The 24,962-nt window shown below is 49.4% G+C and carries 18 protein-coding genes; 10 read left to right on the plus strand and 8 right to left on the minus strand.

All coding sequences use genetic code 11. The features are described 5' to 3' along the window. Positions 1-85: 85 nt before the first annotated feature. Entirely contained in the window at positions 86-1,810 is a 1,725-nt protein-coding gene (locus SFW65_02565; GenBank protein MDX1921997.1) for a hypothetical protein, read from the plus strand. A gap of 7 nt (positions 1,811-1,817) precedes the next feature. On the opposite strand, the gene purD is transcribed toward SFW65_02565, so the two are convergent. After that, positions 1,818-3,086 carry a phosphoribosylamine--glycine ligase gene (purD, locus tag SFW65_02570; GenBank protein ID MDX1921998.1) on the minus strand — a complete coding sequence of 423 codons (1,269 nt, stop codon included), beginning with the start codon at positions 3,084-3,086 and terminating at the stop codon, positions 1,818-1,820. Positions 3,087-3,179: 93 nt separating this feature from the next. Here purD and xseA point away from each other — a divergent pair, with 93 nt between their 5' ends. Beyond that, positions 3,180-4,580, plus strand: a complete 1,401-nt coding sequence (xseA, locus tag SFW65_02575) for an exodeoxyribonuclease VII large subunit (GenBank protein ID MDX1921999.1) — start codon at positions 3,180-3,182, stop codon at positions 4,578-4,580. On the opposite strand, the gene lpxK is transcribed toward xseA, so the two are convergent. The 6 genes from lpxK to SFW65_02605 all read right to left on the minus strand — a co-directional run bounded on the left by lpxK (position 4,570) and on the right by SFW65_02605 (position 14,247). Then, on the minus strand, positions 4,570-5,556 hold the full coding sequence (lpxK, locus tag SFW65_02580) for a tetraacyldisaccharide 4'-kinase (GenBank protein ID MDX1922000.1): 987 nt from the start codon (positions 5,554-5,556) through the stop codon (positions 4,570-4,572). The genes xseA and lpxK overlap by 11 nt on opposite strands. A gap of 2 nt (positions 5,557-5,558) precedes the next feature. Beyond that, entirely contained in the window at positions 5,559-7,970 is a 2,412-nt protein-coding gene (locus SFW65_02585) for a glycosyltransferase N-terminal domain-containing protein (GenBank protein MDX1922001.1), read from the minus strand. Further along, positions 7,967-8,740 carry a UDP-2,3-diacylglucosamine diphosphatase gene (locus tag SFW65_02590; protein MDX1922002.1) on the minus strand — a complete coding sequence of 258 codons (774 nt, stop codon included), beginning with the start codon at positions 8,738-8,740 and terminating at the stop codon, positions 7,967-7,969. Before SFW65_02590 ends, SFW65_02585 begins: the two co-directional genes overlap by 4 nt. 136 nt (positions 8,741-8,876) lie before the next feature. Further along, a complete protein-coding gene (locus tag SFW65_02595) occupies positions 8,877-10,241 on the minus strand; it encodes a TldD/PmbA family protein (GenBank protein ID MDX1922003.1) in 1,365 nt (454 codons plus the stop codon). Between the two features lie 62 nt (positions 10,242-10,303). After that, entirely contained in the window at positions 10,304-11,467 is a 1,164-nt protein-coding gene (locus tag SFW65_02600) for an EAL domain-containing response regulator (protein MDX1922004.1), read from the minus strand. Further along, complete coding sequence (locus SFW65_02605; protein ID MDX1922005.1) at positions 11,464-14,247, minus strand: ATP-binding protein; 2,784 nt, start codon at positions 14,245-14,247, stop codon at positions 11,464-11,466. Before SFW65_02605 ends, SFW65_02600 begins: the two co-directional genes overlap by 4 nt. A 241-nt stretch (positions 14,248-14,488) precedes the next feature. Here SFW65_02605 and SFW65_02610 point away from each other — a divergent pair, with 241 nt between their 5' ends. The 3 genes from SFW65_02610 to SFW65_02620 all read left to right on the plus strand — a co-directional run bounded on the left by SFW65_02610 (position 14,489) and on the right by SFW65_02620 (position 16,321). Then, positions 14,489-15,277, plus strand: coding sequence for a pirin family protein (locus tag SFW65_02610; protein MDX1922006.1), 789 nt, complete (start codon positions 14,489-14,491; stop codon positions 15,275-15,277). A gap of 313 nt (positions 15,278-15,590) precedes the next feature. Beyond that, the gene (locus tag SFW65_02615) at positions 15,591-15,998 is read left to right on the plus strand and encodes a hypothetical protein (GenBank protein ID MDX1922007.1); all 408 of its coding nucleotides are present in this window, start codon (positions 15,591-15,593) and stop codon (positions 15,996-15,998) included. Continuing rightward, positions 15,995-16,321, plus strand: a complete 327-nt coding sequence (locus SFW65_02620) for a hypothetical protein (protein MDX1922008.1) — start codon at positions 15,995-15,997, stop codon at positions 16,319-16,321. Before SFW65_02615 ends, SFW65_02620 begins: the two co-directional genes overlap by 4 nt. 47 nt (positions 16,322-16,368) lie before the next feature. Here the strand turns inward: SFW65_02620 and ubiG are convergent, their stop codons facing one another. Continuing rightward, positions 16,369-17,118, minus strand: coding sequence for a bifunctional 2-polyprenyl-6-hydroxyphenol methylase/3-demethylubiquinol 3-O-methyltransferase UbiG (gene ubiG / locus SFW65_02625; GenBank protein ID MDX1922009.1), 750 nt, complete (start codon positions 17,116-17,118; stop codon positions 16,369-16,371). A gap of 91 nt (positions 17,119-17,209) precedes the next feature. Between ubiG and SFW65_02630 the strand changes: the two genes are divergently transcribed. The 5 genes from SFW65_02630 to ispG all read left to right on the plus strand — a co-directional run bounded on the left by SFW65_02630 (position 17,210) and on the right by ispG (position 24,962). Then, positions 17,210-18,445 (plus strand): aspartate kinase, encoded by a 1,236-nt coding sequence (locus SFW65_02630; GenBank protein ID MDX1922010.1) that lies wholly within the window; start codon positions 17,210-17,212, stop codon positions 18,443-18,445. 3 nt (positions 18,446-18,448) lie between these two features. After that, positions 18,449-21,265, plus strand: coding sequence for a DNA methyltransferase (locus SFW65_02635; GenBank protein ID MDX1922011.1), 2,817 nt, complete (start codon positions 18,449-18,451; stop codon positions 21,263-21,265). A 3-nt stretch (positions 21,266-21,268) separates the two neighbouring features. Continuing rightward, the gene (locus tag SFW65_02640; GenBank protein ID MDX1922012.1) at positions 21,269-22,273 is read left to right on the plus strand and encodes a nitronate monooxygenase; all 1,005 of its coding nucleotides are present in this window, start codon (positions 21,269-21,271) and stop codon (positions 22,271-22,273) included. A gap of 131 nt (positions 22,274-22,404) precedes the next feature. Continuing rightward, positions 22,405-23,733 carry a helix-turn-helix domain-containing protein gene (locus SFW65_02645; protein MDX1922013.1) on the plus strand — a complete coding sequence of 443 codons (1,329 nt, stop codon included), beginning with the start codon at positions 22,405-22,407 and terminating at the stop codon, positions 23,731-23,733. A 71-nt stretch (positions 23,734-23,804) separates the two neighbouring features. Further along, the gene (gene ispG / locus SFW65_02650) at positions 23,805-24,962 is read left to right on the plus strand and encodes a flavodoxin-dependent (E)-4-hydroxy-3-methylbut-2-enyl-diphosphate synthase (GenBank protein ID MDX1922014.1); all 1,158 of its coding nucleotides are present in this window, start codon (positions 23,805-23,807) and stop codon (positions 24,960-24,962) included.

Genomic DNA, 24,962 nt, shown 5'->3' on the forward strand with positions numbered 1-24,962 from the left:
TAATAAAAACGCGCGAAAGCATTATTGGCTTTGCCTGCCCATGCCCCCAGCCAGTACATTCCTTGGCATATTTTAAGGAATTCGAATGGTTGGTATTAAACAGGGTTTTGTGATCGTGGGAATGGCAGTGAGCATGACGCTTGCTGCGCAATCGGCGCGCGCGCAAAATACCCAACGTCCTGCGCCGCCATCTTACAGCACCGATATTGCCGAAGAAGAGGTGTTTCACCGCCTTGAAGAACTGGATAGGAAGCGCAAGAATTTTGCAAAGGTCATTCCCGCGCAAGAATGGCAAACCGCATTGTTGGGCTGGGGCGATGACCCGCCACGCCCGCAATATCTGGCAAGTTTGTTCAGACAATATGACGACAAAAAAACCACCCGCAAAGCCAAACAACAAACCATTCAATGGGTTGAAATTTTGGCTGATGAACTGGTGCAACGCGGCGATGCGCATATGTTTTTACTGCTCGCATCGCATTATGTGGCGTATGACACCCGTGTGACCTTCTATAGCCCGTTTCGCGGTGCAAATACGACATTTGGTTTGGGCATAAGCCGTCTTGGCAAATTATTGCAAAAGAGTCAGGCCAGCCTGTCGAAAGATGAAAGAGACGCATTTCAAAAAGATTTGGGAGCCGCGATAGCTGCGCAACTGGTGGTTACAACAACCGATGAACATGGCGAAACACAAAGTACACCTGCAAACGGATTTATTACCGCCATTTTGGGCTATGAATTATTGACTGCTTATGCGTATAGCGATGAAGCCTTGAGCGTGCTGGACAATGAATTAAAAAAAGCAAAATTCACATCAAAGGATATGCAAGGTTTTCTCACCATGGACGGTATTCGTGATTTTCAAGTGGTGGTAAGCCCGTTCTTATCCATCGCGCGCGAAAAATCACCCGTGTCGCATTTATTAAAACTGGGCTTGCGCGTGGATAAAGATGTCGGTGAGGCGTTACGTGATTTGTTCATCGATGCAATTAAAGTCGATGACCCGCAGACCGCCATGATAGTGATGGATCATACCTATGAACTGGCGGCGCAGCAGCGTTTTGCCGGAATGAGCGATACCTTGGCGCAGCGCATGTTATCGCCGATTTGGGATGAAGCGGTAGCAAGTATTATGACTCCAAAAATCATGCAGGGTATATATTTAAAGCAGTATATGACACCCGGGAGACGTATTCCGCGTACCTTTACCGTGGCTCGTTCCAAACGCTTGACGCCTGCGCAAGCAACCGAAATGCAAGGCGTATATACCGAATTGCTGAAAGCAACGGTAAAAAAACCTGAAGCATTTTATAAATTAGTGGATGATTTTTCAGGCGATGCAGTATTTGCGGCAGCGCTGGCGCAAACCAACACCGAATTGCTCAAACAAAACATCATGCCGCATATAACGCATTTAACCGCGGTTTATATGGCGGATACGAGCTTTACTTCAAACATGAACAGCAATCTGCGCATCTCGCAGTTAATCAAGCTGGATGCAGAGTTGCAGCCGACAAAGCGTGTAACAACGACCACGTTTCAACGCGATATGTTTTTGTTGGCACGTGCATGCAAAGGATACCCTGAAAGAGCACAACGGCTCGCCAATATATTGGCGAGTGCAAATGCCAGCGGATGGGATAGGCATATCACCAAATCCTTTATCGATGCGGTGCGCAAGGAAATCGCAGCGCCGGAAGGAAGCGCGGCAAACGAAACGCTGGATGTCATTTTGCGTGTACAGGCGGATATGCGTGCCCGCGAACGCGCTTGGCAAGCCCGCACGCAGGTTAAACCTAACACTAAATAGGATAATTTTATTTTAGTGCGCGCCAGCCAATATCGCGGCGGCAAAATCCTTCATCCCAGTCGATATGATCAACTGCCAAATATGCGTAATGCTGCGCCTGTTTTAAATTCTGGCTGAAGCCCGTTACGCCCAGCACGCGCCCGCCATTGGCAACAACCGCGCCGTTATTATTCAGCGTGCCAGCGTGGAACACCACGACATTGGGAAGATCAGCAGCTTTATCAAGGCCTTTGATCACGGTGTTTTTTTGATAGCTGCCAGGATACCCTTTTGCAGCCATCACAACACACAGTGCAGCACTGTCATGCCATTCCAACTTTACATCTTTTAATTGTCCTGTTGCGGTTTTATACAGCACATCCAAGAAATCGGATTTTAAACGTGGCAACATCGCTTGCGTTTCGGGGTCACCAAAGCGAGCGTTATATTCGATAAGTTTAGGCCCTTCGTTCGTAATCATCAGCCCTGCAAACAGTACCCCGCGAAATGGCGTGCCATCGTTTGCCATTTGCTTTGCGGTGGGAAGAATAATACGCTGCATAATATCTTCTTGCATGGCGGGTGTAACAATGGGTGCGGGCGAATAAGCGCCCATCCCACCGGTATTGGGACCTTCATCATGATCAAAGGCACGTTTGTGGTCTTGCGCATGGGCGAACATGATGGCGGTTTCGCCATCACATAGCGCGAAGAAACTCGCTTCCTCGCCTTCCATGAATTCTTCAATCACTAATTCTGCACCGGCCTTGCCAAACGCGCTATGCAGCATCGCATCATCAATCGCCTGTAAGGCTTCGGCTTTGGTCATGGCAACGGTTACGCCTTTACCTGCGGCAAGGCCATCAGCTTTGATAACGATAGGCGTGCCGTGTTCTTCGACATATGCTTTGGCTTTGGTAATATCCGTAAAACGCGCATAACGGGCGGTAGGAACATTGGCCCTTGCGCATAAATCCTTCATGAAGCCTTTGGAGCCTTCCAGCTGCGCGGCATTGGCATGCGGGCCAAAGGCGGGTATGCCGGTTTTTTCAAGTTCATCAACAAGGCCATTTACCAATGGTACTTCTGGCCCGACAATCACAAAGTCGATGGAATGTTCATGCGCTGCGCGTACAATTGCCGCATTGTCTTCAACGCTGATCGGCAAACAAATCGCCAGCTCTGCAATACCGGCATTTCCGGGCGCGGCGTAGAGTTTGGTCAGATTGGGTGAATTACTGATAGTCCAGGCAATGGCATGTTCGCGTCCGCCGGAGCCGATAATAAGTACGTTCATAATGCTAATGCCTGACCGTTATGGGGCTGGTAAAAATCGTCCATTTCTTTTAGCTATATATAATGCATTACTCAATACAGACCTTGCATCTTCATGTCATTACTTGACCAACCGATTGCCGGAAGCAACCTTCCCGAATATACAGTTGCGGAACTTTCCGCGCAGCTCAAGCGCAGCGTGGAAGAAGAATTCGGTCATGTGCGCGTGCGCGGCGAGATTTCGCAGCCCAAACTTCACACCTCCGGTCATTTGTATTTCACATTGAAGGATGAAAACGCGAATCTTGCCGGCGTGTGCTGGAAGGGGCAAGTCGGCCGTTTAAAAGTCAAACCCGTTGAAGGCATGGAAGTGGTAGTGGAGGGGCGTCTCACCACCTATCCCGGCCAGTCAAAATACCAGATTGTCGCGGAGCAAATGGCATTAGCGGGCGTTGGCGCGCTGATGAAAATGCTGGAAGACCGCAAAAAGAAATTGGCAGCCGAAGGGTTGTTTGACGAGGCCCGCAAAAAACCACTCCCCAAAATGCCAAAGGTGATTGGTGTAATCACATCGCCAACCGGTGCGGTGATAAAGGATATTTTGCACCGTGTGGCGGAACGCTTCCCCGTGCATGTGCTGGTGTGGCCAGTGAATGTGCAGGGTGAAGGTGCAGCGGTGCAGATTGCAAATGCGATTGCAGGTTTTAATGCATTATTAGATTCCGCCCGAGCGGTTGTTCCATCGCCAGATGGAACAGAGCGAATGGCGAATAAAATTCCCGTTCCAGATGTGCTGATTGTTGCACGCGGCGGTGGTTCATTGGAAGATATGCTGCCCTTTTATGAAGAGATTGTAGTGCGCGCTGCCGCCAATAGCCGCATTCCGTTGATTTCTGCCGTGGGTCATGAAACCGATACCACGATGATTGATTTCGCATCGGACAGGCGTGCGCCAACGCCGACAGCGGCAGCAGAAATGGCTGTACCCGTGCGGCTGGATTTATTAGCGATGCTGCGCGAAACGGGAATGCGGTTGGATGGCGCGGCACGACGATGTGTCGAGAAACAAAAACTGCAACTGGAACGCGCGGCAGGAAAACTAACGCATCCACGCGTATTGATGGAAACATTGGCGCAGCGTCTGGATGACAGGGCAGAGCGCTTGGCAACAGCGGTAACGAACATGCTGAGCCGTCAACAGCAGCGGTTGCAGCGTTTAGCAGCAGGGTTGAATATTTTGCCGCTGAAACAGAATGTGCAGCATGGCAAGCAAAAGCTGGAAAGCCTAATCGGGCGCATGAATAAAGCTGTGCAAATACAGTTTGAAAAGAAAACGCAGCGGCTTGTTGCAACCGGACAATTGTTGGAAAGTCTTTCCTATCACAGCATTTTAAAGCGCGGGTTTGTATTGGTCCGTGATGCTCAGGGACATACCATCATGCGTGCAGCGGATGTAAGGCCGGCCAGCGAATTAACGCTGACCTTTGCGGATGGTGATAAGAAGGTTAAGGCTTAAGCTGGCGCAGTTGTTTATCAAGCGCGGTTTGATCATTAAATGAAATCTCGACATCGCAAATTTCGATGTGTTCACGCAAACTTTGCGGAATACGCACGGCGTCTTTTGCGGTGGTAATGCAGCGCGCGTTTAGACTTTTGGCGTCATCCAACAATTTCCTGATTTCATAGGCGCTCCACACATAATGGTCAGGAAAATCAACCGTTTTTACAATCTTGGCACCTAATGCCTTCACGCCGTCATAGAATTTCTGCGCATGGCCAAGGCCACAAAAAGCCAGCACATTCTCATTCATTAAATCAATATCGCATACTGTTTTGGAAGTTGCCTTTATCACCGGCTTTTGTGCAGAAAGTATTTTTAGTGTCTCGTCGTTTCCATTTTTATTATTGCTGGCAACCCAAATCACCGCCGTGGTTTTGGAAAGAGATTCTGCTAGCGTTTCACGAAGTGGCCCTGCCGGAATAACACAGCCATTGCCAAGACCGCGCACAGCATCAATAACAAGAAACGAAATATCCTTATGCAGCGTCGGATTTTGCAATCCATCATCCAGCAGCAGCACCGTTGCGCCTGCCGCGATGGCGGCCTTCGCCCCTGCGACCTTATCCTTTGCGACCCAAACGGGAACGGCGGAAGATAGCATCAGCGGTTCATCGCCCACTTCGCCAATCGTGTGCAGATGCGCATCTACCCGCACAGGGCCTTTTAAATAGCCGCCATAGCCGCGGCTAATCACATGGGGTGAAAACCCCTGGTTTTGCAGGTGTTTTGCAAGCAGTTGCACGATGGGCGTTTTGCCTGAACCGCCCAGCACTACATTGCCAATACAAATAACCGGCACAGACATTTTTTGCGGTGTTATGCGGCTGCGCAGATAATTACCAAAAGCCGCATAGAGTACCGCAAAGGGATGCAGGATGGTTGCGATAACCCCTTTTTTTTCAAACCAGAAATGTGGCGCTGTCAGTTTCATAGCTAGCTGTTCAAGGTTGTGTTAAGCAAGGGTTGCAATTCCATCATCACGCGGTCAAGCACATGTTGCTCGTTATCGGCATAGGCTTTCGCTTTGATGCTGAGCTGCATTTGCTCAGACGGATTTTGCAGCAAAAGGGTCAGCGTGCTTACCAGCTCATCTTCATTTGATACTTGCCGCGCTGCGCCAGATGCCAGAATGTTGCGCGCCATTTCTTCAAAGTTGTGCATATCGGGGCCAAACATAATCGCGCAGCCAAAATGCGCGGCTTCCAAGGGATTGTGCCCGCCGGTATTACTAAAGCTGCCGCCGATGCAAACATGCGGCGAAACCTTGTAAAAAAGGCCTAATTCGCCAAAACTGTCGGCGATATAAACGGCGGTATCCGCGAGCGGTAATTGATGCGTGGAACGGCGCAGGCCGTTTAGCTTTAGCGGTTTAACAATACGCTCCATAATCACATCAGCGCGTGCAGGGTGGCGCGGTACAATGATGGTGAGTAAATCAGGAAATTGCTCAACCAATTTTTGATGTATGCGGCAGGCAATTTCTTCTTCCCCTTCATGGGTCGATGCCATGACCCAAAGCGGACGATTACCAATCGCTTTCTTTAATGCTGCAAAATCGGCTTCATTCACGGGCAATGGCTGTGCGGCGCCTTTTAAATTACCCACGCTACGCGCCGAGGTTGCGCCAAGTTCACGGAAACGAGCAGCATCCTGTTCGCTTTGCGCCAACACAACGGTAAAGACACGCAGTAATGCCTTTATCCAAAGCTCGGCATAATTGCCCCAGTTGCGCGCGGATTTTTCACTGATACGCGCATTTAAAAGAGCGGCAGGAATTTTCTTGCCGCGCAGTGTGCCAATCATGTTCGGCCAGAGTTCCGATTCCACCAAAAGCGCCAGATTTGGCTGCCAATGGCGCACAAAACGGCGCATGGCTTCCATGGTATCAACAGGAATGTATTGATGAATCACATTCGCTGGCAGGCGCGTTGCGAGCAGTTCCGCGGAGCTTTTTGTTCCCGTGGTGAGCAGCAAAGCTGGTTTCTGCGGTAATTCATTTAAGCGGTTAAGCAGTGGCAGAAGCGATAATGCTTCCCCCACACTTGCACCGTGACACCAGATAAGTTTTCCTACGGGTCGCACGCCCGATGGATAACCAAACCGTTCATGTAACCGGCTGATGTCTTCCTTGCCCTTTGCAGCGCGGATATGAAGATAGATGGGTAGCAGCGGTGCAATTAAGAAAGTAAGCGTGCGGTAAATGGTTGGATAGAATTTTGGCAGCGTTTTGATGCGGATGTGCATTGCATGCAAAAAATCCATAGCGCGTTCAAAGCGGCGAATACGTCGCAACGCGTATTGCGTGGGGGCTTGCAGATTATCAAGAAACTGCTTGGTGCAATTTTCCCATGAATAGTTTTCAGCAACAAAAGCATGACACAATTCCGGGGCTGGTTTTAAAGCCGCCGCTTTTAATGCCGCTTCACGCAAATCATCCTGTAATACAACAAAACCTGCTGTTTTTGCGCTATCGGCAAAGACATCAATCGGGCCTTGCACGGGGTAAGCAGCAACCGCTAGGCCGCAGGCGGCAGCTTCCAAAAGCACCAACCCAAAGGTATCGGTTTTCGATGGAAACACGAACACGTCGGATGCCGCATAATGCCGCGCCAAATCTTCGCCGGTTTTTTTACCAAGGAAATGGACGTTTGGATAGCGATGCCTGAAATCCGCTTCGCCGGGGCCATCGCCAATCACCACTTTGCTGCCGGGTAAATCCAACGATAGAAACGCATCGAGATTTTTTTCAACCGCTACGCGGCCCACATAAATGAAAATCGGGCGCGGCAAGTCCTTAAGCGGCGCAAAATCCTTGCCATAGGGTTTGAAGATGGTGGTATCCACCCCGCGCGACCAACGACGGATTTTGCTGATGCGGTGCTGGCGCAACATGTGTTCGATGGTGGGTGTTGAAACCATCACCGTGCAGGATGGAACATGCACACGCTTGATGAATTGGTAGGTAATGAGCTTGACGGCTTCTTTAAAAAACCCCGGGACACGCTTTTCAAGATATTCGGGAAAACAGGTGTGATAGGCCGTGGAATAAGGGCGTTTTTGTTGCACGCAAATATGGCGCATGGCCATGCCCAAAGGGCCTTCGGTGGCGATATGAATGTAATCGGGCTGGAACTGATTGATGACTTTTCGAATGCGATTATCCGCAAAAAATTCCAATTTGATTTCCGGATAGCTGGGCGCAGGAAAGGTGAAGAGGCCCGGTTCTGGCCCAATCATTTTTACCGTGTGGCCCATTTTTTCAAGTTGGCGCATGGTTTCTTCCAGCGTACGCACAACGCCGTTCACCTGTGGATGCCAAGCATCAGATACGATGAGGAGTTTCATGCCGGTTCCAGTGAAGAGGGCGCCAATAATTGTGAGCGCTGCGTGGGCCAGTGAATGATTTCAAGACGGCCATCATGGTGTTCAACCAATGCAGTGCAGGATTCAACCCAATCCCCATCATTGCAGTACAACACATCTTCAACCGTGCGAATTTCAGCGCGGTGAATATGACCGCAGATGATGCCTGCACATTTGTTCTGCCGCGCTTCTTCGGCAAGAAAATGCTCGTAATCATTAATGTCTTTAACAGCGCCTTTGACTTTTTGCTTTAGATACGCAGAAAGCGACCAATAGGTAAGGCCCAGCGCTTTGCGCACCGTGTTAAATACCCAGTTGATGGCGATGGCAATGCCATAAGCCATGCTGCCGAGTTTGGCGAGCCATTTGGCACAGCCCATCACCGCATCAAACTGGTCACCATGCATGACCAGCATGCGCTTGCCGTCGGCGGTTTCGTGAACCAATTGATTGATAACCGGAATGCCGCCAAAACTTTTGCCCAGATAATCACGCGACATTTCATCATGATTGCCGGGGATATACGTAACCTTCGTGCCTTCGCGCGACAATTTCAGGAAGTAATGCAGAACTGAATTATGGGATGCCGGCCAGAACCATTTTTTCTTAAGTTCCCAGCCATCAACAATATCGCCAACCAGATACAGTGTTTTACTGGTGGTGTGCGAAAGGAAATCGAGCAGTAAATCAGCCTGACACCCACGGGTGCCAAGATGGATGTCGGATAGCCAGATGGTGCGGTAAGACAGCATGGCCGCCAGTGTAGTGGGGCAGTGCGCCCCCTGCAACAATCTATATTACACCATTCGCTCTGCGCCTTGTTGTTGCGAAGCCTCTGTGCTTCGCACAACCGACCCTGCAACTGGCGCAACCGCTCGGGCGAAAAGATTATTCGCCTGCTACGGTCATGCCTTCGATGCGCAAGGTAGGTGCATCCACGCCGTAGCGATGGGTCAAATCATTCGCGGCGCTTAAATTCTGGAACATCGGCTTTAAATTTCCGGCAATGGTCATTTCATGCACGGGGAAGGAAAGCTTTCCGTTTTCAATCCAGAAGCCTGCCGCGCCCTGGCTGTAATCACCCGTTAGGGTGTCGCCGCCATGCCCCATGGTTTCGGTGACATAAAATCCTTCTTTAATATCGGCGATGAGTTCTTCCGCCGTTGCCTTGCCAGCTTCCATGTAGAAATTGCTGGCACTGATGCCGGGGATGCCACCGACACCGCGGCTGGCATGACCGGTACTTTTCAAATTCAACTGGCGCGCCGCGCTGCAATTCATCATCCATGATTTTAAAACGCCATTTTCAACAAAAGCCATGCGCTGTGTTGGCAAGCCTTCGCCATCAAACGGGCGGGAGCGCAGTCCGCGCTTCATCAGCGGGTCGTCAATCAGATTGATATTCGCAGGGAAAACAGACTTACCCATGTCATCAATCAGGAACGAAGCCTTGCGTGCAATCGCGGTGCCATTCATGGCGCTGAGCAGATTGCGAAGGAGGGAAGAGGCAACGCGCGGTGCAAACACAACGGGAATTTTTTTAGTTGGCATTTTGCGTGCATCTAAACGGCTTACGGTACGTGCAGCGGCTGCTAATGCCACGTCTTGCGGGGTGCGCATATCGCTGGCGTGCTGGGCGCTGCAATAATCGTAATCGCGTACCATGTGGGTGTCTTTTCCGGCCACCACTTCAATGGATAACCCGTGCGATGTGCCGCGATACCCGCCAGAAAAACCATGGCTGGTGACAAATGCAAACCCCGATAAGCCCCAGCTGGCATTGCTTTCTTCAACATTGGTGACTTTGGGAACAGCGCGTACAACTTCTTCCATGGTTTTGGCAGATGCAATCAGTTGGTCAGCGCCAATTTCAACGCCATCAAACAAATCCAAATCGGGAATGTGTTTGGCAAGCTGGTCTTGCACGGCCAACCCGGCGTAAGGATCTTCCGGCGCCAGCTTGGCCATGTGTACAGCGCGCTCAACCATTTCATTCAAGCGTTCCTTGTGAATGTCATGCGTGGCAACGCAGGCCTGTTTCTTGCCAATAAGAACGCGAAGGCCAAGCGATGCGCTTTCGCTGCGTTCCAGTGTTGAAAGTTCGCCGTTACGTATCGCGGCAGAAACGCCCATGCTTTCAACGTAAACGCCATCGGCTGCATCTGCGCCAAGGCTTTTGGCTTTCTTGATAAGTGTTTCAAGATGTTCGAACAGATGGGCAGGAACGGTAGGAGAATGTGTGGCTGAGGACATGCGCGTTTAGACCTATAAGAATTGGTCTTTAGCAATTACCCCTTAAACCTTAAAAACGCTACTTATATTTTAAAGATACCGGCGTTTTCGGTAATCCATGCCAGGAAATTGTCAAACGACATGGGTTTGCTGATGAGGTACCCCTGCGCCAGATCGCAGCCGCGGTCTTTGAGCATGTTCCACACGGCCGCGGTTTCGATGCCTTCGGCCACAACCTTTAAATTCAAATTATGACCCAAATCGATAATCGTATTGGCAATCATCTGGCTATCGCGGTTTTCGGCCATGTCCATGACGAAGGATTTGTCCATTTTCATCGAGCTGAACGGCATGCGTTGTAATTCGCGCAAGCTGGAATAGCCCGTTCCGAAATCGTCAATCGCCACACCAAATCCGCGCAGACGCAGGCGGGTAAGCACATCCATAATCTTGCGCACATCGCGCATGGCTTCGCCTTCGGTCACTTCGATGGTGATTTTTTCATTGGGGATATGCTTTGCTTTGCATAATTCATCAAGACGGTCGGGCACGCCCAAATCAATGAGGTTGCTGGCGGTCATGTTGATGGAAATGGCAACCGGAAATCCTTTGGCATGGAATTCAACAAGATTATCTACAGCGATTTTCATGACCTGATTGGTCATTGCCTGCATCTCTGCCGTATCCATCTTATCAAGGAAATGGTCGGGCGATAAAATACCATGCTGCGGATGGTTCCAGCGCACCAATGCCTCCATGCCGCGCACACGGCCTGTGACGATGTCCACGATGGGTTGATAAAACACCGCGACTTCCTCATCCTTCATCTTGCTGTCGGATACATCGGTGGTTTTGGCAGCCGTTTTGGTTTCGGCTTTGCCCAGCATATCAAGTGTTTCGCGCAGCGTGGCGATTTCAATGGGTTTTTCAAGAACGCCAATCACGTTGATGCCATGTGCCGAGCCAAGGCGTTTGGCGGAGTTCAACACGCGCACGTCATGGCCGCTCATGAGCACAATCGCGCAGCCTTTAATATGGTCGCCAAGATTACGTAAAAGTTCTACGCCGTCGGTTCCCGGCATCATCAAATCAAGCATGATGCAGTTGGGCTTGAATTCCATCAACGCTTCTTCGACTTTGCTTGGATCGCTGATGGTTTTGGCTTCAAATCCGCGTGTATCGGCAACGTCTGCAATCAATTCGCAGATATCGACTTCATCATCAACTATGAGCAGGCGCTGTGTCATGGGTGCAGCTTATCCTCACCTGCACCTGAAGCGTTAGGTTTTTTTTTCAGCGACGAAACGAGATGATGAATGCCTTTACGTACGTCTTGCGCCGAATATGGCTTTTCGATTACTTCAAGGGCGTAATGGTTCAAGAAATCCCGAACAGGAATGCTGAGTGTGTCACCGGTCACGAACATGATGCGTGAGAGATATTTGGGTTTATTCGCTTCTAATGCGCGGTAAAGGCCAGGGCCATCCAGCACCGGCATACGCAAATCGCTGATGATTAAATCGACATCTTGCTGATCCAGCAGATCAAGCGCTTTCTGGCCGTTATCGACCAGAATGAGTTCATGGCCATTTTCTTCGAGAATATCTGCCAAGGTCTGACCCAGTTCCACCTCGTCATCCACAATCAGGATTTTCTGTTTTGGCACTTTATAGTTATGCGCCTTGGCCTGCGGATCTTCTTCCTGAACTTCTGTATTTTTGCTGATGGGCAGCGAGAACATGAAGCGTGCGCCGGTCTGGAATTCGCCTTCTTGCGGCGTGTCTTGGACATTTTCAACCCAGATGCGCCCGCCATGACTTTCGACGATGTTATGGCATAGTGAAAGACCAACGCCTGTGCCTGAACCCGCAGGTTTGGTGGTAAAGAATGGTTCGAAAATGCGGTGGATGATGTCGCTTGGAATACCTGTTCCATTATCGGTCACTGCAACATAGACCATGCCGTCATTCTGGTCGCCTTGGCCTGTCCAGCTATCGATGGTTATGCTGCGCTTGCCGTCTTTTTCTTGCAGCACTTGTTTGGCGTTCATGACCAAATTGGTGATAACTTGTGTCATCTGGTCGCCGTCAGCCAGCACATTGGGCAGGTTTGTATCAAGATGACGGATGAGTTCGATATTATCGGTACGTAGCTGGAAGGCCAGTAATTCAATTGCGCTTTCGATCACTTCATTGATGGATACAGCCTTGCGTTCAGGCGGCTTACGGCGGGCAAGTGCAAGGAAGCTCTTGATAATGCGTGCGCAGCGTTCACCGGCTTTGTGGATTTTATCGGCACGGCCCGTGGTCTTTTCATCTTTGGCACTTTCTTTAAGCAGTACGGCTTGGCCGACAATAACCGATAGCGGATTGTTTAGTTCGTGCGCAACGCCCGCAAGCAAGCCGCCAAGTGCCGCAAGCTTTTCGGATTGTTGCAGTGCGGATTCCTGATCTTTGATTTTGATTTCTGCCAATTTACGCTCGGTGATGTCATTGATACCAATCACGGCGCATGGGCGGCGTTCATAATGAATGGAACGCGCAGAAACCGCCGCATAGAACGTCGAATGGTCAGAGCGTTGCAGCAAGAATTCGCGCAAATCTACGCCGCCGGTTCTTTGAACATCCATCATCATTTCGCGGCGCGCTTCGGTATCGGTAAAGAAACTGTCGAGGGAAGAGCCAATCAGGTTTTCCATGCTCATGCCCAGCGCATTCACCGTTCCCTGGCTTACATATACAATCTCACCTTCATTTAAGGTGGCGATAAGCACCGGAACCGGATGCGCTTCGGCAATGCTGCGGAAGCGGATTTCGCTGGCTTTCAGGCGGGATTCTGCGCGTTTCTTTTCGGTAATATCGCCAACCGAACCCACCAGGCGCAAGACTTTACCGGTGGATGAGCGCACAGCAACACCTGTGGTTGAAACCCACACAACCTGTTTGATATTGTTGCGGTCTTTACGCGTGATGCGGTAATCGAGCGTGAAGGATGTTTCCTTTGCCGAATGCATGAATGCAAAGAATTTTTCGCGCACCATTTTCCGGTCTTCAGGGTGAATGATGCGGAACCATAATTTGAGAATTTGTTTCTGATTGGTCAGGGCCGCACCAAAAATACGGCGCAAGCGATCGGAGAAATAAGCCTGACGCGTTGTCAAATCCCAGTCATAGAGACCTTCGTTTGAACCAAGGGCTGCCATGCGGAAGCGTTCATTACTGGTTGCCAGTTCGCGTTCCTTTAATTCCTGGCGTTTGGCGAATTGGCTTGCAATCACCACCGCAAACAACATCGAGCATAAGGCATAGGACAGCGCGTTCAAATCGCTGGCGATGCGCGAGATGCCAAAGGCCGACCATTCGATGGGCAGCGTGCTGAGCGTACCAACGCACACCACCGAAAACGCCAAAACGTGCGCCAAGCTACCGCTGATGCGCAGGAGATAGGCAAACAACCCCGCGAGCAAATAAATGAAAATAACGCCGACGCCAATAAAGGGCAGCCATTGATTAACAAAGTTCAGGTCAATAACCGCGAGCACAAACATACCTGCCAGCACCGCGATGCTGACAAAGAGCAGATAACGGATCGGCGATTGCATTACATCCAGTTCAAGATAGACCATCGTGAATATGGCGCTGCACACATAAAATAAAATCAATGCAGTTTGCTTGATAAACACAACGGCAAGCTCGTCCCTGCTGATACGGTCCATATAACCGCTGGCAGCCGCCATATGCAGCATCAGGCACAGCACCATCAGCATCAGATAAATCTGGCTGCGGTCACGAATGGCAAGCCATGTCGAAAACAGATAGATAAAGGATGCGGTAATCACACCAAGGAATGTGCCGGCGGTCAGCGATGGTTCAACACCCATCAATGTCGCGAGCGATATGCGTGATGGACTAGCGATTTGTGCAAATGCAGGCGTTGCAAAACAGATAATGACAACGCAAAGCGCGAGCGCTGCACTGAAAAGCGCGCGGGCAAAAGGCGATGGTTTTTGCGGTACAGTATTGAACACGGGAATAACAGGAGTTATTGGACAACCCCCTATTTATCGCTGCAAAAGCCTAAGAACCCTTTACTAAAACGCAGCAAAACATAGCAAAAAGCCGTTATAGATGAGGAACGATGCAGCCATGTTTACCTTATGTGTCTTTTGCGGGGAGTTTTGTCAGCAGTTCGTCAACGATGCTTGATAAAGCGTTAATAAAAACTACTTCACTAAAAGAAGAAGAAAAGAAGAAGAAAAGGAGAAAGCAATGACCACGTTGACCCACAAAGCCACCAAACCCGAGCCACAAAATCTGATGATCGCCAAGCGCGCATCCAATGAACGCGGCTTTACCAATATTGATTGGCTGAAAAGTTACCATAGTTTTTCCTTCGGTAATTACCATGACATCAATCATATGGGTTTTGGAAATTTGCGCGTCATCAATGATGATGTGATTGCACCTGCACAAGGCTTTGGCACACATGGTCACCGCGATATGGAAATTATCACTGTTGTGCTGAGCGGCGTGCTTGCGCACAAGGACAGCATCGGCAACGGCACCAGCATTCTTCCTTATGATGTGCAACGCATGAGTGCGGGCACAGGCATTGAGCATAGCGAATTCAACGCATCGAAAACGCAAAGCACGCGCTTGCTGCAAATATGGGTGTTTCCGGAAACGCGCGGCCTTAAACCTTCGTATGAGCAGCAGAAGATTACGCCGGAAGAACTGCGCAATAAACTGTGCCTGATTGCAGCGCGTAATGATGGCGCAAAACGCGGCGCGATTACCATTCACCAGAATCTCGATTTATACCGAACGCAGATTGATGCCAATAAAACCGTGCGTTTTGATATGAATGCAGGGCGCAAAGTGTGGATACAAGTGGCAAGTGGCAATTTGACGATTAATGGTCATGAGGTAAGTGAAGGAGATGCACTTGCGCTGATGTTTCCCCCTGTTTCGGGGGGTCAGGAAGATTTTGGTCCTGTGGCAATAAATCTACAGGCGAAGTCGGATTCTGACGTATTAATTTTCGATCAGCCAGTATAGATTCCGGTTTTTACTCAAGTAGTAAGGTTAACATCTAATCTTATTACTTGGGTATTTACCAAATTTTATAAATAAAGACTTTTATTTGCCAGTATAGATTTAATTATTACTAGTATTAATTGACTATTAACCATGTTCTTGACTTAAAAGTTACCTGTTTATTACTGTAAAAACTGCATTTTTCTTCATTTTCAAAATACAATCATCTAATACTTTCAAATAAACCGTGTTATGGTGAGTTCTTATCAGGGGATATCGGGAATAACCCGAATTTGGAAAAACCAGACCCTGCGCGACGGAGGAGAGAAGTATTATGGATGACGAAACACTGTTACAGACCCTAAAAAACGGTTTGATGATTGCAGGTCATGAAATGGGCCCCGTGGGTGACCACTGGCCGGCCATTCACGCCATCAGCAAGGGCATGGAAAAAGAATTTACCCAAAAGCAGACCGATGAAGCGGTGCTTGGCGAGTTAGAATTCCATTTTGCAGATATACTTCACAGACTGGAAGAAAAAGCCAAGCAGGCAACCCCTGAAGGTCGTAAAATCATTTTAGAATTTGTCAAAGAGAAGTGGGAAGAATACTACTCCATCTTTGAGCCAATCGATGCAAAGCATATGCCCAAGTCGGATGATCTTGTCGTTGAAGGCGTCAATGAATATTCAAACGTCAGCGCGGCATTCCATATTATCAATAATCTTGGAGTACGCTCATGAGTATTTTAAAAGGCGACAGATGGGTTTTTGAAGCAAGAGAGCGTGGCCTGCAAGGCATGCTTGCGCAACGTGCGCTTGACTTGCAATTGTTGGAGCAGCGGTTACGTGCAGCGCCACCTTCGGACAGAAAATTGGTAGCTCCTGAGGTTGCAGATGCCCGTTCAATTTCAACAGCAGGTGCAAACGATGTAAGGATCAGGAGAGCAGTGGCTGCCAAGCAGGCACCCCCAGTGCAATTGGATACAAAGCTTGCCGCAGTCGAACCACGTGTACCGGATGGAAACGGGCGCAAATTCACCCCAGGTGGCAGCGCGCCAGTTTGATACGCAAGGGATAAATATTCAAAAGAGGCCCTTTTGGGCCTCTTTTTTTATGCGCGGTTTGGCGTGGCAGTGATGATGTAGTTCACATCGACATCAGCAGCATTGATAGAAAATGTGCCGGATAGGGGATTATAGCATAGGCCCACAATCTCATCCGTATTCATGCCCGCAGCGGAAAGCCAGCCGGATAATTCCGATGGTTTGACAAATTGCCGCCAGTCATGTGTGCCACGCGGCAACCAGCGAAGAATATATTCCGCGCCGATAATCCCCAGCAAAAATCCCTTTGGACTGCGATTTAGTGTTGAGAAAATCATCAAGCCGTTTTCCTTTAACAGCGTTGCTGCCTGTTTAACGAAATGCGCTTGTTCATCCACGTGTTCAATTATTTCCAACGCCAGCACCACATCATAGGTTTCTTTGGCAGCAACCAGCGCATCGACATCGGATGTGCGGTAAGTAACATTTACATTATTTTCCTGTGCGTGATGCTGTGCGGCGGCGATGAGTTTCTCGCTCGCATCAATTCCTGTAACACTGATTTTTTCTGGTGCGCCCCATTGCGCGAGTGGTTCGCTTACCAAACCTGCTGCGCAACCCATATCGAGAATGGTTATATGCTTCGGGTCTTTGAAATGTTCCGTGATTTTGCTTTTAATGTAATCCAGTCGCACAGGGTTCAGTTTATGCAATGGCGCCATGGGGCCCGATGGGTTCCACCATTGCCCTGCCAATGCCGAAAAACGGCTGATTTCAGCATCATTAATGGTGGTGTTAACGGTTTTTCTTTTCGCCATTTGGTCTGAACCTTGCCAAAACGCTTGCGTATTTCAATGGTCAAAGATAGGTTCTGCGCTTCTTAAAAACAATCCATATAATTGACGCATCATGGCTACACTTGTTTTAAAATTTGGTGGTACCTCCGTTGCAAATCCCGAGCGCATTCAAAATGCCGCAAAAAAGGTAAAGGCGGAACTTGATCTGGGCCATAAGGTTGTGGTGGTCGTTTCCGCGATGTCGGGCGTGACCAACCAGTTGGTTGAATATGTGCGCACCATTACCCCTTCCTATGATCCATCGGAATATGACGTGGTGGTGGCTTCGGGTGAGCAGGTAACCAGCGGGTTGATGGCGCTTGCGCTCCAGCAGCTGGATGTGAAGGCGCGTTCCTACCAAGGCTGGCAATTGCCGTTTTATTCCAGCGACAAGCATGAAAAAGCGCGTATCGATGAAATCGGCACGGAGTTGATGAAGGAGTGCTTCAAGCAAAACATCACGCCGGTTATTCCGGGTTTCCAAGGTGTGACACGTAATAACCGTATTACCACATTGGGCCGCGGTGGCTCCGATACATCGGCAGTAGCATTGGCGGCGGCATTGAAGGCTGACCGCTGCGATATTTATACGGATGTGAACGGGATTTACACCAGCGATCCGCGCGTTGTGCAAAAGGCAAAGAAGATCAGCCGCATCGCGTATGAAGAAATGTTAGAACTCGCATCGTTGGGTTCCAAAGTTTTGCAAACACGTTCGGTTGAACTTGCCATGAATTACAAAGTACCGGTTCAGGTGCTTTCAACCTTTGAAACAAGCGTGGGCAGCGATTTGCCCGGAACATTTTTAACTGATGAGGACGCCATGATGGAAAAGCAAATGGTCACCGGTTTGGCACATAGCCGTGACGAAGCACGCATTACCCTGACCAATGTGGAAGACAAGCCCGGTATGCTGGCGCGCATCTTTGGACCTTTGGCCGAAGCCAATATCAACGTCGATATGATTGTGCAAGCCGCATCCGATGACGGCAAAACCGTGGACGTGACCTTCACCGTTCCACGCGCCGATATCGTACGTGCAACCGAAGCGCTCACCAACAACAAGCAGACGATTGCCTATAAAGAACTGCAAACCAATAAGGATGTTGTGAAGATTTCGGTTGTCGGTGTGGGCATGCGTTCCTATGCCGGTGTGGGCCAGATGATGTTCAAGGCATTGGCCGATAAAGGCATCAACATTCAGGTGGTATCAACATCCGAAATCAAGATTTCCGTGTTGATTGAAGAAGCCTATACCGAATTGGCACTTCGCACCCTTCATACCACCTATCAACTTGATGCAGCGTAAGGCATGACCCTTAGCTGGAATCAAATTCGCGCCAACGCCGCCAAGTTTTCTGAAGAATGGTGTGACGCGAAATATGAGAAAGGCGAAACGCACAGTTTTTATAATGATTTCTTTGAAGTGTTTGGCGCGAACCGTCGCAATGTGGGCGTGTATGAGCAAAAAGTAAAACAGCTCAACGATAAAACCGGTTTTATTGATCTATTTTGGCCCGGCACATTGCTGGTCGAACAAAAATCCGCCGGACGTAATCTGGATGCCGCAAAACAACAGGCGCTGGATTATATTGTTGCATTAAAGCCGAATGAAAAGCCGCGTTATTTGCTGTTATCCGATTTTCAAAATTTTCAATTAGTTGATTTTGAAGAAAATAGTGAACACACATTCCATTTATCCGATTTAAAAAATAACATCCGCCATTTTGGATTCATCGCGGGTTATCAGCAATTAAAATACCGCGACCAAGACCCCGTTAACATCGAAGCTGCGGATTTGATGGGTAATCTGCACCGCTTGCTAGAAGAAAACGGATATGTGGGGCACAGCCTGCAATTATTGCTGGTACGCATTATGTTTTGCCTGTTCGCCGATGATACGGGTATTTTCGATAAAGACAGTTTTTTGCGCTTCATTGAAGACCGTACGCAAAGCGATGGCGCGGATTTGGGCGCAAAGCTGGTGGAACTGTTTCAGGTATTGGATACCGCCAAGGATAAACGCCAGAAAAATCTGGATGAAAGCCTTGCCGAATTCCCATATGTGAACGGGCAACTATTTGCCGAACGCATTGATACGCCTGCGTTTAATCAGGCAATGCGCACCGCCTTGCTGCAATGTTGTTATTTCCAGTGGTCAAAGGTTTCGCCTGCATTGTTCGGGTCGTTATTTCAAACGGTGATGTTGCCCGCTGCGCAGCGCGCGCAGGGCGCACATTATACCAGCGAGAAAAATATTTTAAAAACCATCCACCCGTTATTTCTGGATGATTTACGCGCAGAATTTGAAACCATAAAGCAAAGCACAGGTACCCAGCGCGCCAGCCGATTGCAGAAATTCCATGAAAAATTGGCGAGCCTTACATTTTTTGACCCTGCCTGCGGGTGTGGAAACTTTCTTATTCTGGCATACCGCGAATTGCGCGAATTGGAATTGGAAGTACTTAATGAAAAATATCCGCGCAATAAAACCGGCGAACGCCAATTGGAACTGGATGTTAAAAAAATATCGCTGATCGATGTTGACCAGTTTTATGGCATCGAGATCGAGGAATTCCCCGCGCGCATCGCCGAAACCGCCATGTGGCTCACCGACCACCAGATGAATATGAAATTGTCGGACATGTTTGGCGAAGTGTTTGCCCGCCTGCCATTGAAAAAAGCCCCGCATATCCATGTGGCAAATGCGCTGCGCACGAATTGGGGCGATGTGTTGCCACCCGAAAAATGCAGCTTTATTTTGGGCAACCCGCCGTTTATCGGCAAAGCATACCGTGATGCAGGCCAACAGGAAGATATGCGTTTGGTCTATGGTGATGCGAAAGGCACATCTGATTTGGATTATGTAACGTGCTGGTTTACCAAAGCCGCCCAGTATATACAAAATACAAAAGCCCATGTTGCGTTTGTATCAACCAATTCTATCACGCAGGGTGAACAGGTTGCATTATTGTGGCAGCCTCTTGTTCAAGATATGCACATCAAACTGCATTTCGCCCATCGCACCTTTAAATGGACGATTGATGCAGATCGTGCGCAAGGCATGCGCATCGCATCCGTATATTGCGTGATTGTTGGGTTTGGATGTGTTGATGTAGAGCACAAGAAAATCTACGAATATGAAACGGTCAAATCTGAACCGCATTTAATTACGGTAAATAATTTAAATCCCTATCTTGTCGACAGTCCATATATATTTGTTACAAATCGCTCAAAACCAATTTGTAACGTACCGGAGATATCTTATGGTAGCTTTGCGTTGGATGATGGGCATTTTACATTAGATCAAAGTGAATACGATTCTATTGTAAAGCAATATCAATCAGCAAAGCAATTTATGCCTAGATTTATTGGTGGCAAGGAGTTATTGCACAACATTCATCGTTACTGCCTTTGGTTGAATGAGGTCAGCCCAGAAATAATTAAATCTATACCACCGTTTATCGAAAAAATTGAGCAGGTAAGAAAATGGAGAAAACAAAGCAAACGAGTGACCACTGCTAAACTGGCAAACACACCTTCTGTATTTGCTGAAATCAGACAACCAAATACAGATTACATCGCTATACCAACTCTATCTTCTGAGAACAGAGATTATATTCCAATAGATTTGCTTAAGCAGGACGTAATTGCCTCAAATCAGATTTATGTCATTCCGCATGCTACAAACTATCATTTTGGTGTATTAACATCAGCAATGCATATGGAATGGATACGCACAGTCTGTGGGCGATTGGAAAGCCGCTATCGATATTCCAGTAGTATCGTTTACAACAACTTCCCATGGCCCGATGTAAATGAAAAGCAGCGAGCGGAAATAGAAGCCAAGGCACAAGCCGTGTTGGACGCACGCAAGGAATTCCCGCAAAGTAGTCTTGCCGATCTGTACGACCCCAACACCATGCCGCCCGTATTGCGCAAAGCACATGATGCGTTAGACAAGGCGGTGGATAAAGCATACCGCGCTGCGCCATTTAAAAATGAACGCGAACGTGTTGAATTTTTATTCAACCGTTATTTGGAATTGACTGAACCGCTCACCGCCGCCCATGCGCAAGACCTTGCAAAACCTGCACCCAAATCAAAAGCCAAAAAAATCAAAGGATAAAGTATGACTCCCTATCTTTCCAAACTAACCAAGCGTGGCCGTGATTTCCTGGGCTCGGAGCTTGCCATTATGGGCGGCGCGATGACATGGGTTTCGGAGCGCAAACTGGTTTCCGCGCTTTCAAACGCGGGCGCGTTCGGTGTGATTGCGTGCGGTTCGATGAATACCGATTTGCTGCGCGCGGAAATAAAAGCAACCCGCGCGCTGACATCCAAACCGTTTGGCGTCAACCTCATCACCATGCATCCGCAACTGGATGCGCTTATTGATGTGTGTATCGAAGAAAAAGTTTCGCATATTGTGTTGGCGGGCGGACTGCCACCGGCAACTGCGATCACCCGTGCAAAAAATGGCGGCGCTAAAGTCTTGGCCTTTGCCCCCGCATTGGTGATTGCCAAAAAACTTATTCGCAGCGGCGCGGATGCCATCGTGATTGAAGGCATGGAAGCAGGCGGTCATATTGGCCCCGTTAGCACCTTTGTTTTAGCCCAAGAAATTCTGCCGCATATTACCGAAGTGCCCGTATTTGTTGCGGGTGGCATTGGTCGCGGCGAAGGCATGCTGGCGTTTCTGGAAATGGGCGCGGCAGGCGTGCAGCTTGGTACACGGTTTGTATGCGCGAGCGAATGTGTGGCTCATCCCAATTTCAAAAAAGCATTTATGCGCGGCGCGGCGCGTGATGCACAGCCAAGCATGGCGCTGGATGCCCGATTCCCGGTTATCCCGGTTCGCGCGCTTGCCAATGATGGCACACGCGCATTCATGGAAAAGCAGCGCGAAGTTATTGCCAAGTTTGATAAGGGCGATTTGGACCAAAAAGCTGCCCAATTGGAAATCGAGCATTTTTGGGCAGGCGCTCTACGCCGCGCTGTCGTTGATGGCGATGTTGATACAGGCTCTGTCATGGCTGGCCAAAGCGTCGGCATGGTCGATAAAGAGCAAAGCGTTGCCCAGATTCTGGCAGAATTGATGGGCGAGGCCGAAGCTGCATTGCTCCGCCGCGCATAAACTACAGCTTACCAAAAAAACGCTCCCGAAATGATGGACAGCCGCCCTTTTCCTTTGCTAAAACAAAGCGATGTGGTGATAATTTAGGCACGTTTTGGTGATTCAGGGTTTCCCACGGTTTGTAAGAGACGATGACGCGTTCCAGTAAGCAGGTTTCGGTAAGGCAATTATCATTTGATATGACATCCACAAATTCACCCAGCCAGCAGAACGAGGAAAATTCAGCAGAACATTTTGCTGAAGTATCGGCAGCGAGTGAAGCGCTCGCAAAGGCAAGCGAAGCCTTGGATGAGTTGCGTGGATTGGCCGCAAAAGTAGAAGTGGATGGATTGGTGGTGGATGCTGCCCATCTTCAAAAAGCGGGCGATGGACAGATCAACGAAATCACCGCGCCAAGCGTTGAAGAAGCACCGCCTGAGAAACCTGCCGAATTGCTTTCCGAAGTTTTGCAAAGCAAAACAGATGAAATAAAAAAAGCCGCCACGGTTCAACCTGTTGCCGCCAAACAAAAGGTTGGCGAAGTGTTGCGCGCTGCGCGCGAAGCAGCGGGGTATGCGATTGAAGATATCGCGGCGGAAGTAAAAATCAAACCGCAACATCTTCTCGCGATTGAAGAAAGCCGTTTCAATGATTTGCCTGCGCGCACTTATGCGGTGGGTTTTGTGCGCGCCTATGCCGGTACTTTGGGGTTGGATGTGGACGCGTTGGTAGCGGAAACACGGCGCGAAGTATCGCAATATATGCCGCAACGACAGCATCAGATGATCATGCCGGAAGCGGTTTCAGAGCAGCCCTTGCCGAGCTCGTCGCTGGTGGTTATCACCGCTGCACTCGCCTTTTTACTGTCTGCTGCTGGATATGTATTCACGCGTGACACATCGGTAACCGCGCCAACCCAGCCGCCAGCTATTTCCGCACAACACAAACCTGCTGCACCCGTTGCCGCAGCACCGCCGCCGGCTGTGCAACAGCAGGTTGTTCAGCCGCCGGTTCAGACACAACAGGTTCAACCGCAAATGCAGCAGCAGGTTCAACAGCCCGCTGCCGTTCCCCAACCAGTGGTGCAAGCTGTGCCGCATGAAGAACCCGCAAGTGTGGATACCGCAGATGTGGATACAACCCATGTAAGTTCCGGTTTTCTGCAAAAAGGATTGGTTGCTCCGGCAACGCCAACCGGCCCCGGAAAAGCCGCGCCGCCATCACGCATCAAGTTGAAAGCCGTTGAAGAAACGACCGTGCAGATTTTTGATGCATCAGGACGTATGGTTGCCGAACGTGTGATTAACAAAGGCGAAGCGTTTTATGTGCCTGATAAAGCGGGGCTGACTTTAGCAACGACCAATGCGGGCGCGCTGCACATGCAGATTGACGGGCGTGAAATGCAACCGCTGGGCGATCCCGATGAGGCGATGCATAATATTCCTTTAAATCCTGATAGTTTGTTGAAATATCTGCAATAAATTGGCCCCCTTAAAGGCTAGCTTTTGCCCCTTTTTTGGGCTATATCAACGCGAAGAAAATAGGAAAATAAATGTTACACGACGATATTAATAGTGTTCGCCCATGGCGCCAAATTCAGCGCAGGGCATGCCGCAAGATTAAAGTTGGTCCGTTGGAAATGGGCGGGGATGCGCCGATTTCGGTTCAGACCATGACCAACACATTGACCAAAGATGTTGAAGCGACCGTTGCGCAGATTAACCGCTGCGTGGATGTAGGCGCCGATATGGTGCGCGTATCATGCCCCGATGAAGAATCGACAGCAGCGTTAAAAGAAGTTGTAAAGCAAGCGCGCTGCCCGATTTCGGCGGATATTCACTTTCATTATAAACGTGCATTGGAAGCTGCCGAAGCGGGCGCGGCGGAACTCCGCATCAACCCCGGCAATATCGGTTCAGCTGACCGCGTGAAGGAAGTGGTGAAAGCCGCCAAAGATCATGGCTGCGCCATTCGCATTGGCGTGAACGCCGGTTCACTTGAAAGCGATTTGCTTGAAAAATATGGCGAGCCTTGCCCGGATGCGATGGTGGAAAGTGCGCTCGACCACATTAAAATTCTTGAAGACAATGATTTCTTTAACACCAACATTTCTGTAAAAGCATCGGATGTATTCCTTGGCGTTGCATCCTATCAGGCGCTGGCCGAAGCATGCGATTACCCGATGCATATCGGTATTACCGAAGCGGGCGGTACGCGCATGGGCACGGTGAAATCATCCATCGGTCTTGGCATGCTGCTGTGGTCAGGTATTGGCGATACGCTGCGTGTATCCCTTTCAGCTGAGCCGGAAGAAGAAGTAAAAGTCGGTTTTGATATGCTCAAAAGCCTTAACTTACGCTGCCGCGGCGTGACGGTTATTTCATGCCCGTCTTGTGCGCGCCAGAACTTCAACGTGATTAAAACAGTTGAAGTGCTTGAACAGCGTTTAAGCCACATCACAACGCCAATGAGCGTGTCGGTAATCGGCTGCGTGGTCAATGGCCCGGGCGAAGCAACCTATACCGATATCGGGTTCACAGGCGGCGGCAAGAACACCCATCAGGTTTATATTGCTGGCCAGCCTGCGCACCGGTTGAAAGACGAAGATATCGTTGATCATCTGGTTGGTTTGGTTGAAAAGAAAGCTGCTGAAATTCAAGCAGGGCTTGATGCCAAGAAAGCCGCCGAACTGCAAGCAGCCGCAGAGTAG

The organism is Alphaproteobacteria bacterium (assembly GCA_033762625.1).
Taxonomy (GTDB): Bacteria; Pseudomonadota; Alphaproteobacteria; order UBA9219; family RGZA01; genus RGZA01.

Bases quoted from the DNA above. Each gene is read 5' to 3' on its own strand.
- SFW65_02595 (MDX1922003.1), bottom strand. From the start codon at position 10,241: ATGTCCTCAGCCACACATTCTCCTACCGTTCCTGCCCATCTGTTCGAA.
- SFW65_02640 (MDX1922012.1), top strand. From the start codon at position 21,269: ATGACTCCCTATCTTTCCAAACTAACCAAGCGTGGCCGTGATTTCCTG.
- SFW65_02565 (MDX1921997.1), top strand. From the start codon at position 86: ATGGTTGGTATTAAACAGGGTTTTGTGATCGTGGGAATGGCAGTGAGC.
- xseA (MDX1921999.1), top strand. From the start codon at position 3,180: ATGTCATTACTTGACCAACCGATTGCCGGAAGCAACCTTCCCGAATAT.
- SFW65_02645 (MDX1922013.1), top strand. From the start codon at position 22,405: ATGACGCGTTCCAGTAAGCAGGTTTCGGTAAGGCAATTATCATTTGAT.
- SFW65_02635 (MDX1922011.1), top strand. From the start codon at position 18,449: ATGACCCTTAGCTGGAATCAAATTCGCGCCAACGCCGCCAAGTTTTCT.
- SFW65_02610 (MDX1922006.1), top strand. From the start codon at position 14,489: ATGACCACGTTGACCCACAAAGCCACCAAACCCGAGCCACAAAATCTG.
- ubiG (MDX1922009.1), bottom strand. From the start codon at position 17,118: ATGGCGAAAAGAAAAACCGTTAACACCACCATTAATGATGCTGAAATC.
- SFW65_02590 (MDX1922002.1), bottom strand. From the start codon at position 8,740: ATGCTGTCTTACCGCACCATCTGGCTATCCGACATCCATCTTGGCACC.
- lpxK (MDX1922000.1), bottom strand. From the start codon at position 5,556: ATGAAACTGACAGCGCCACATTTCTGGTTTGAAAAAAAAGGGGTTATC.
- purD (MDX1921998.1), bottom strand. From the start codon at position 3,086: ATGAACGTACTTATTATCGGCTCCGGCGGACGCGAACATGCCATTGCC.
- SFW65_02600 (MDX1922004.1), bottom strand. From the start codon at position 11,467: ATGACACAGCGCCTGCTCATAGTTGATGATGAAGTCGATATCTGCGAA.
- SFW65_02585 (MDX1922001.1), bottom strand. From the start codon at position 7,970: ATGAAACTCCTCATCGTATCTGATGCTTGGCATCCACAGGTGAACGGC.
- SFW65_02615 (MDX1922007.1), top strand. From the start codon at position 15,591: ATGGATGACGAAACACTGTTACAGACCCTAAAAAACGGTTTGATGATT.
- SFW65_02630 (MDX1922010.1), top strand. From the start codon at position 17,210: ATGGCTACACTTGTTTTAAAATTTGGTGGTACCTCCGTTGCAAATCCC.
- ispG (MDX1922014.1), top strand. From the start codon at position 23,805: ATGTTACACGACGATATTAATAGTGTTCGCCCATGGCGCCAAATTCAG.
- SFW65_02620 (MDX1922008.1), top strand. From the start codon at position 15,995: ATGAGTATTTTAAAAGGCGACAGATGGGTTTTTGAAGCAAGAGAGCGT.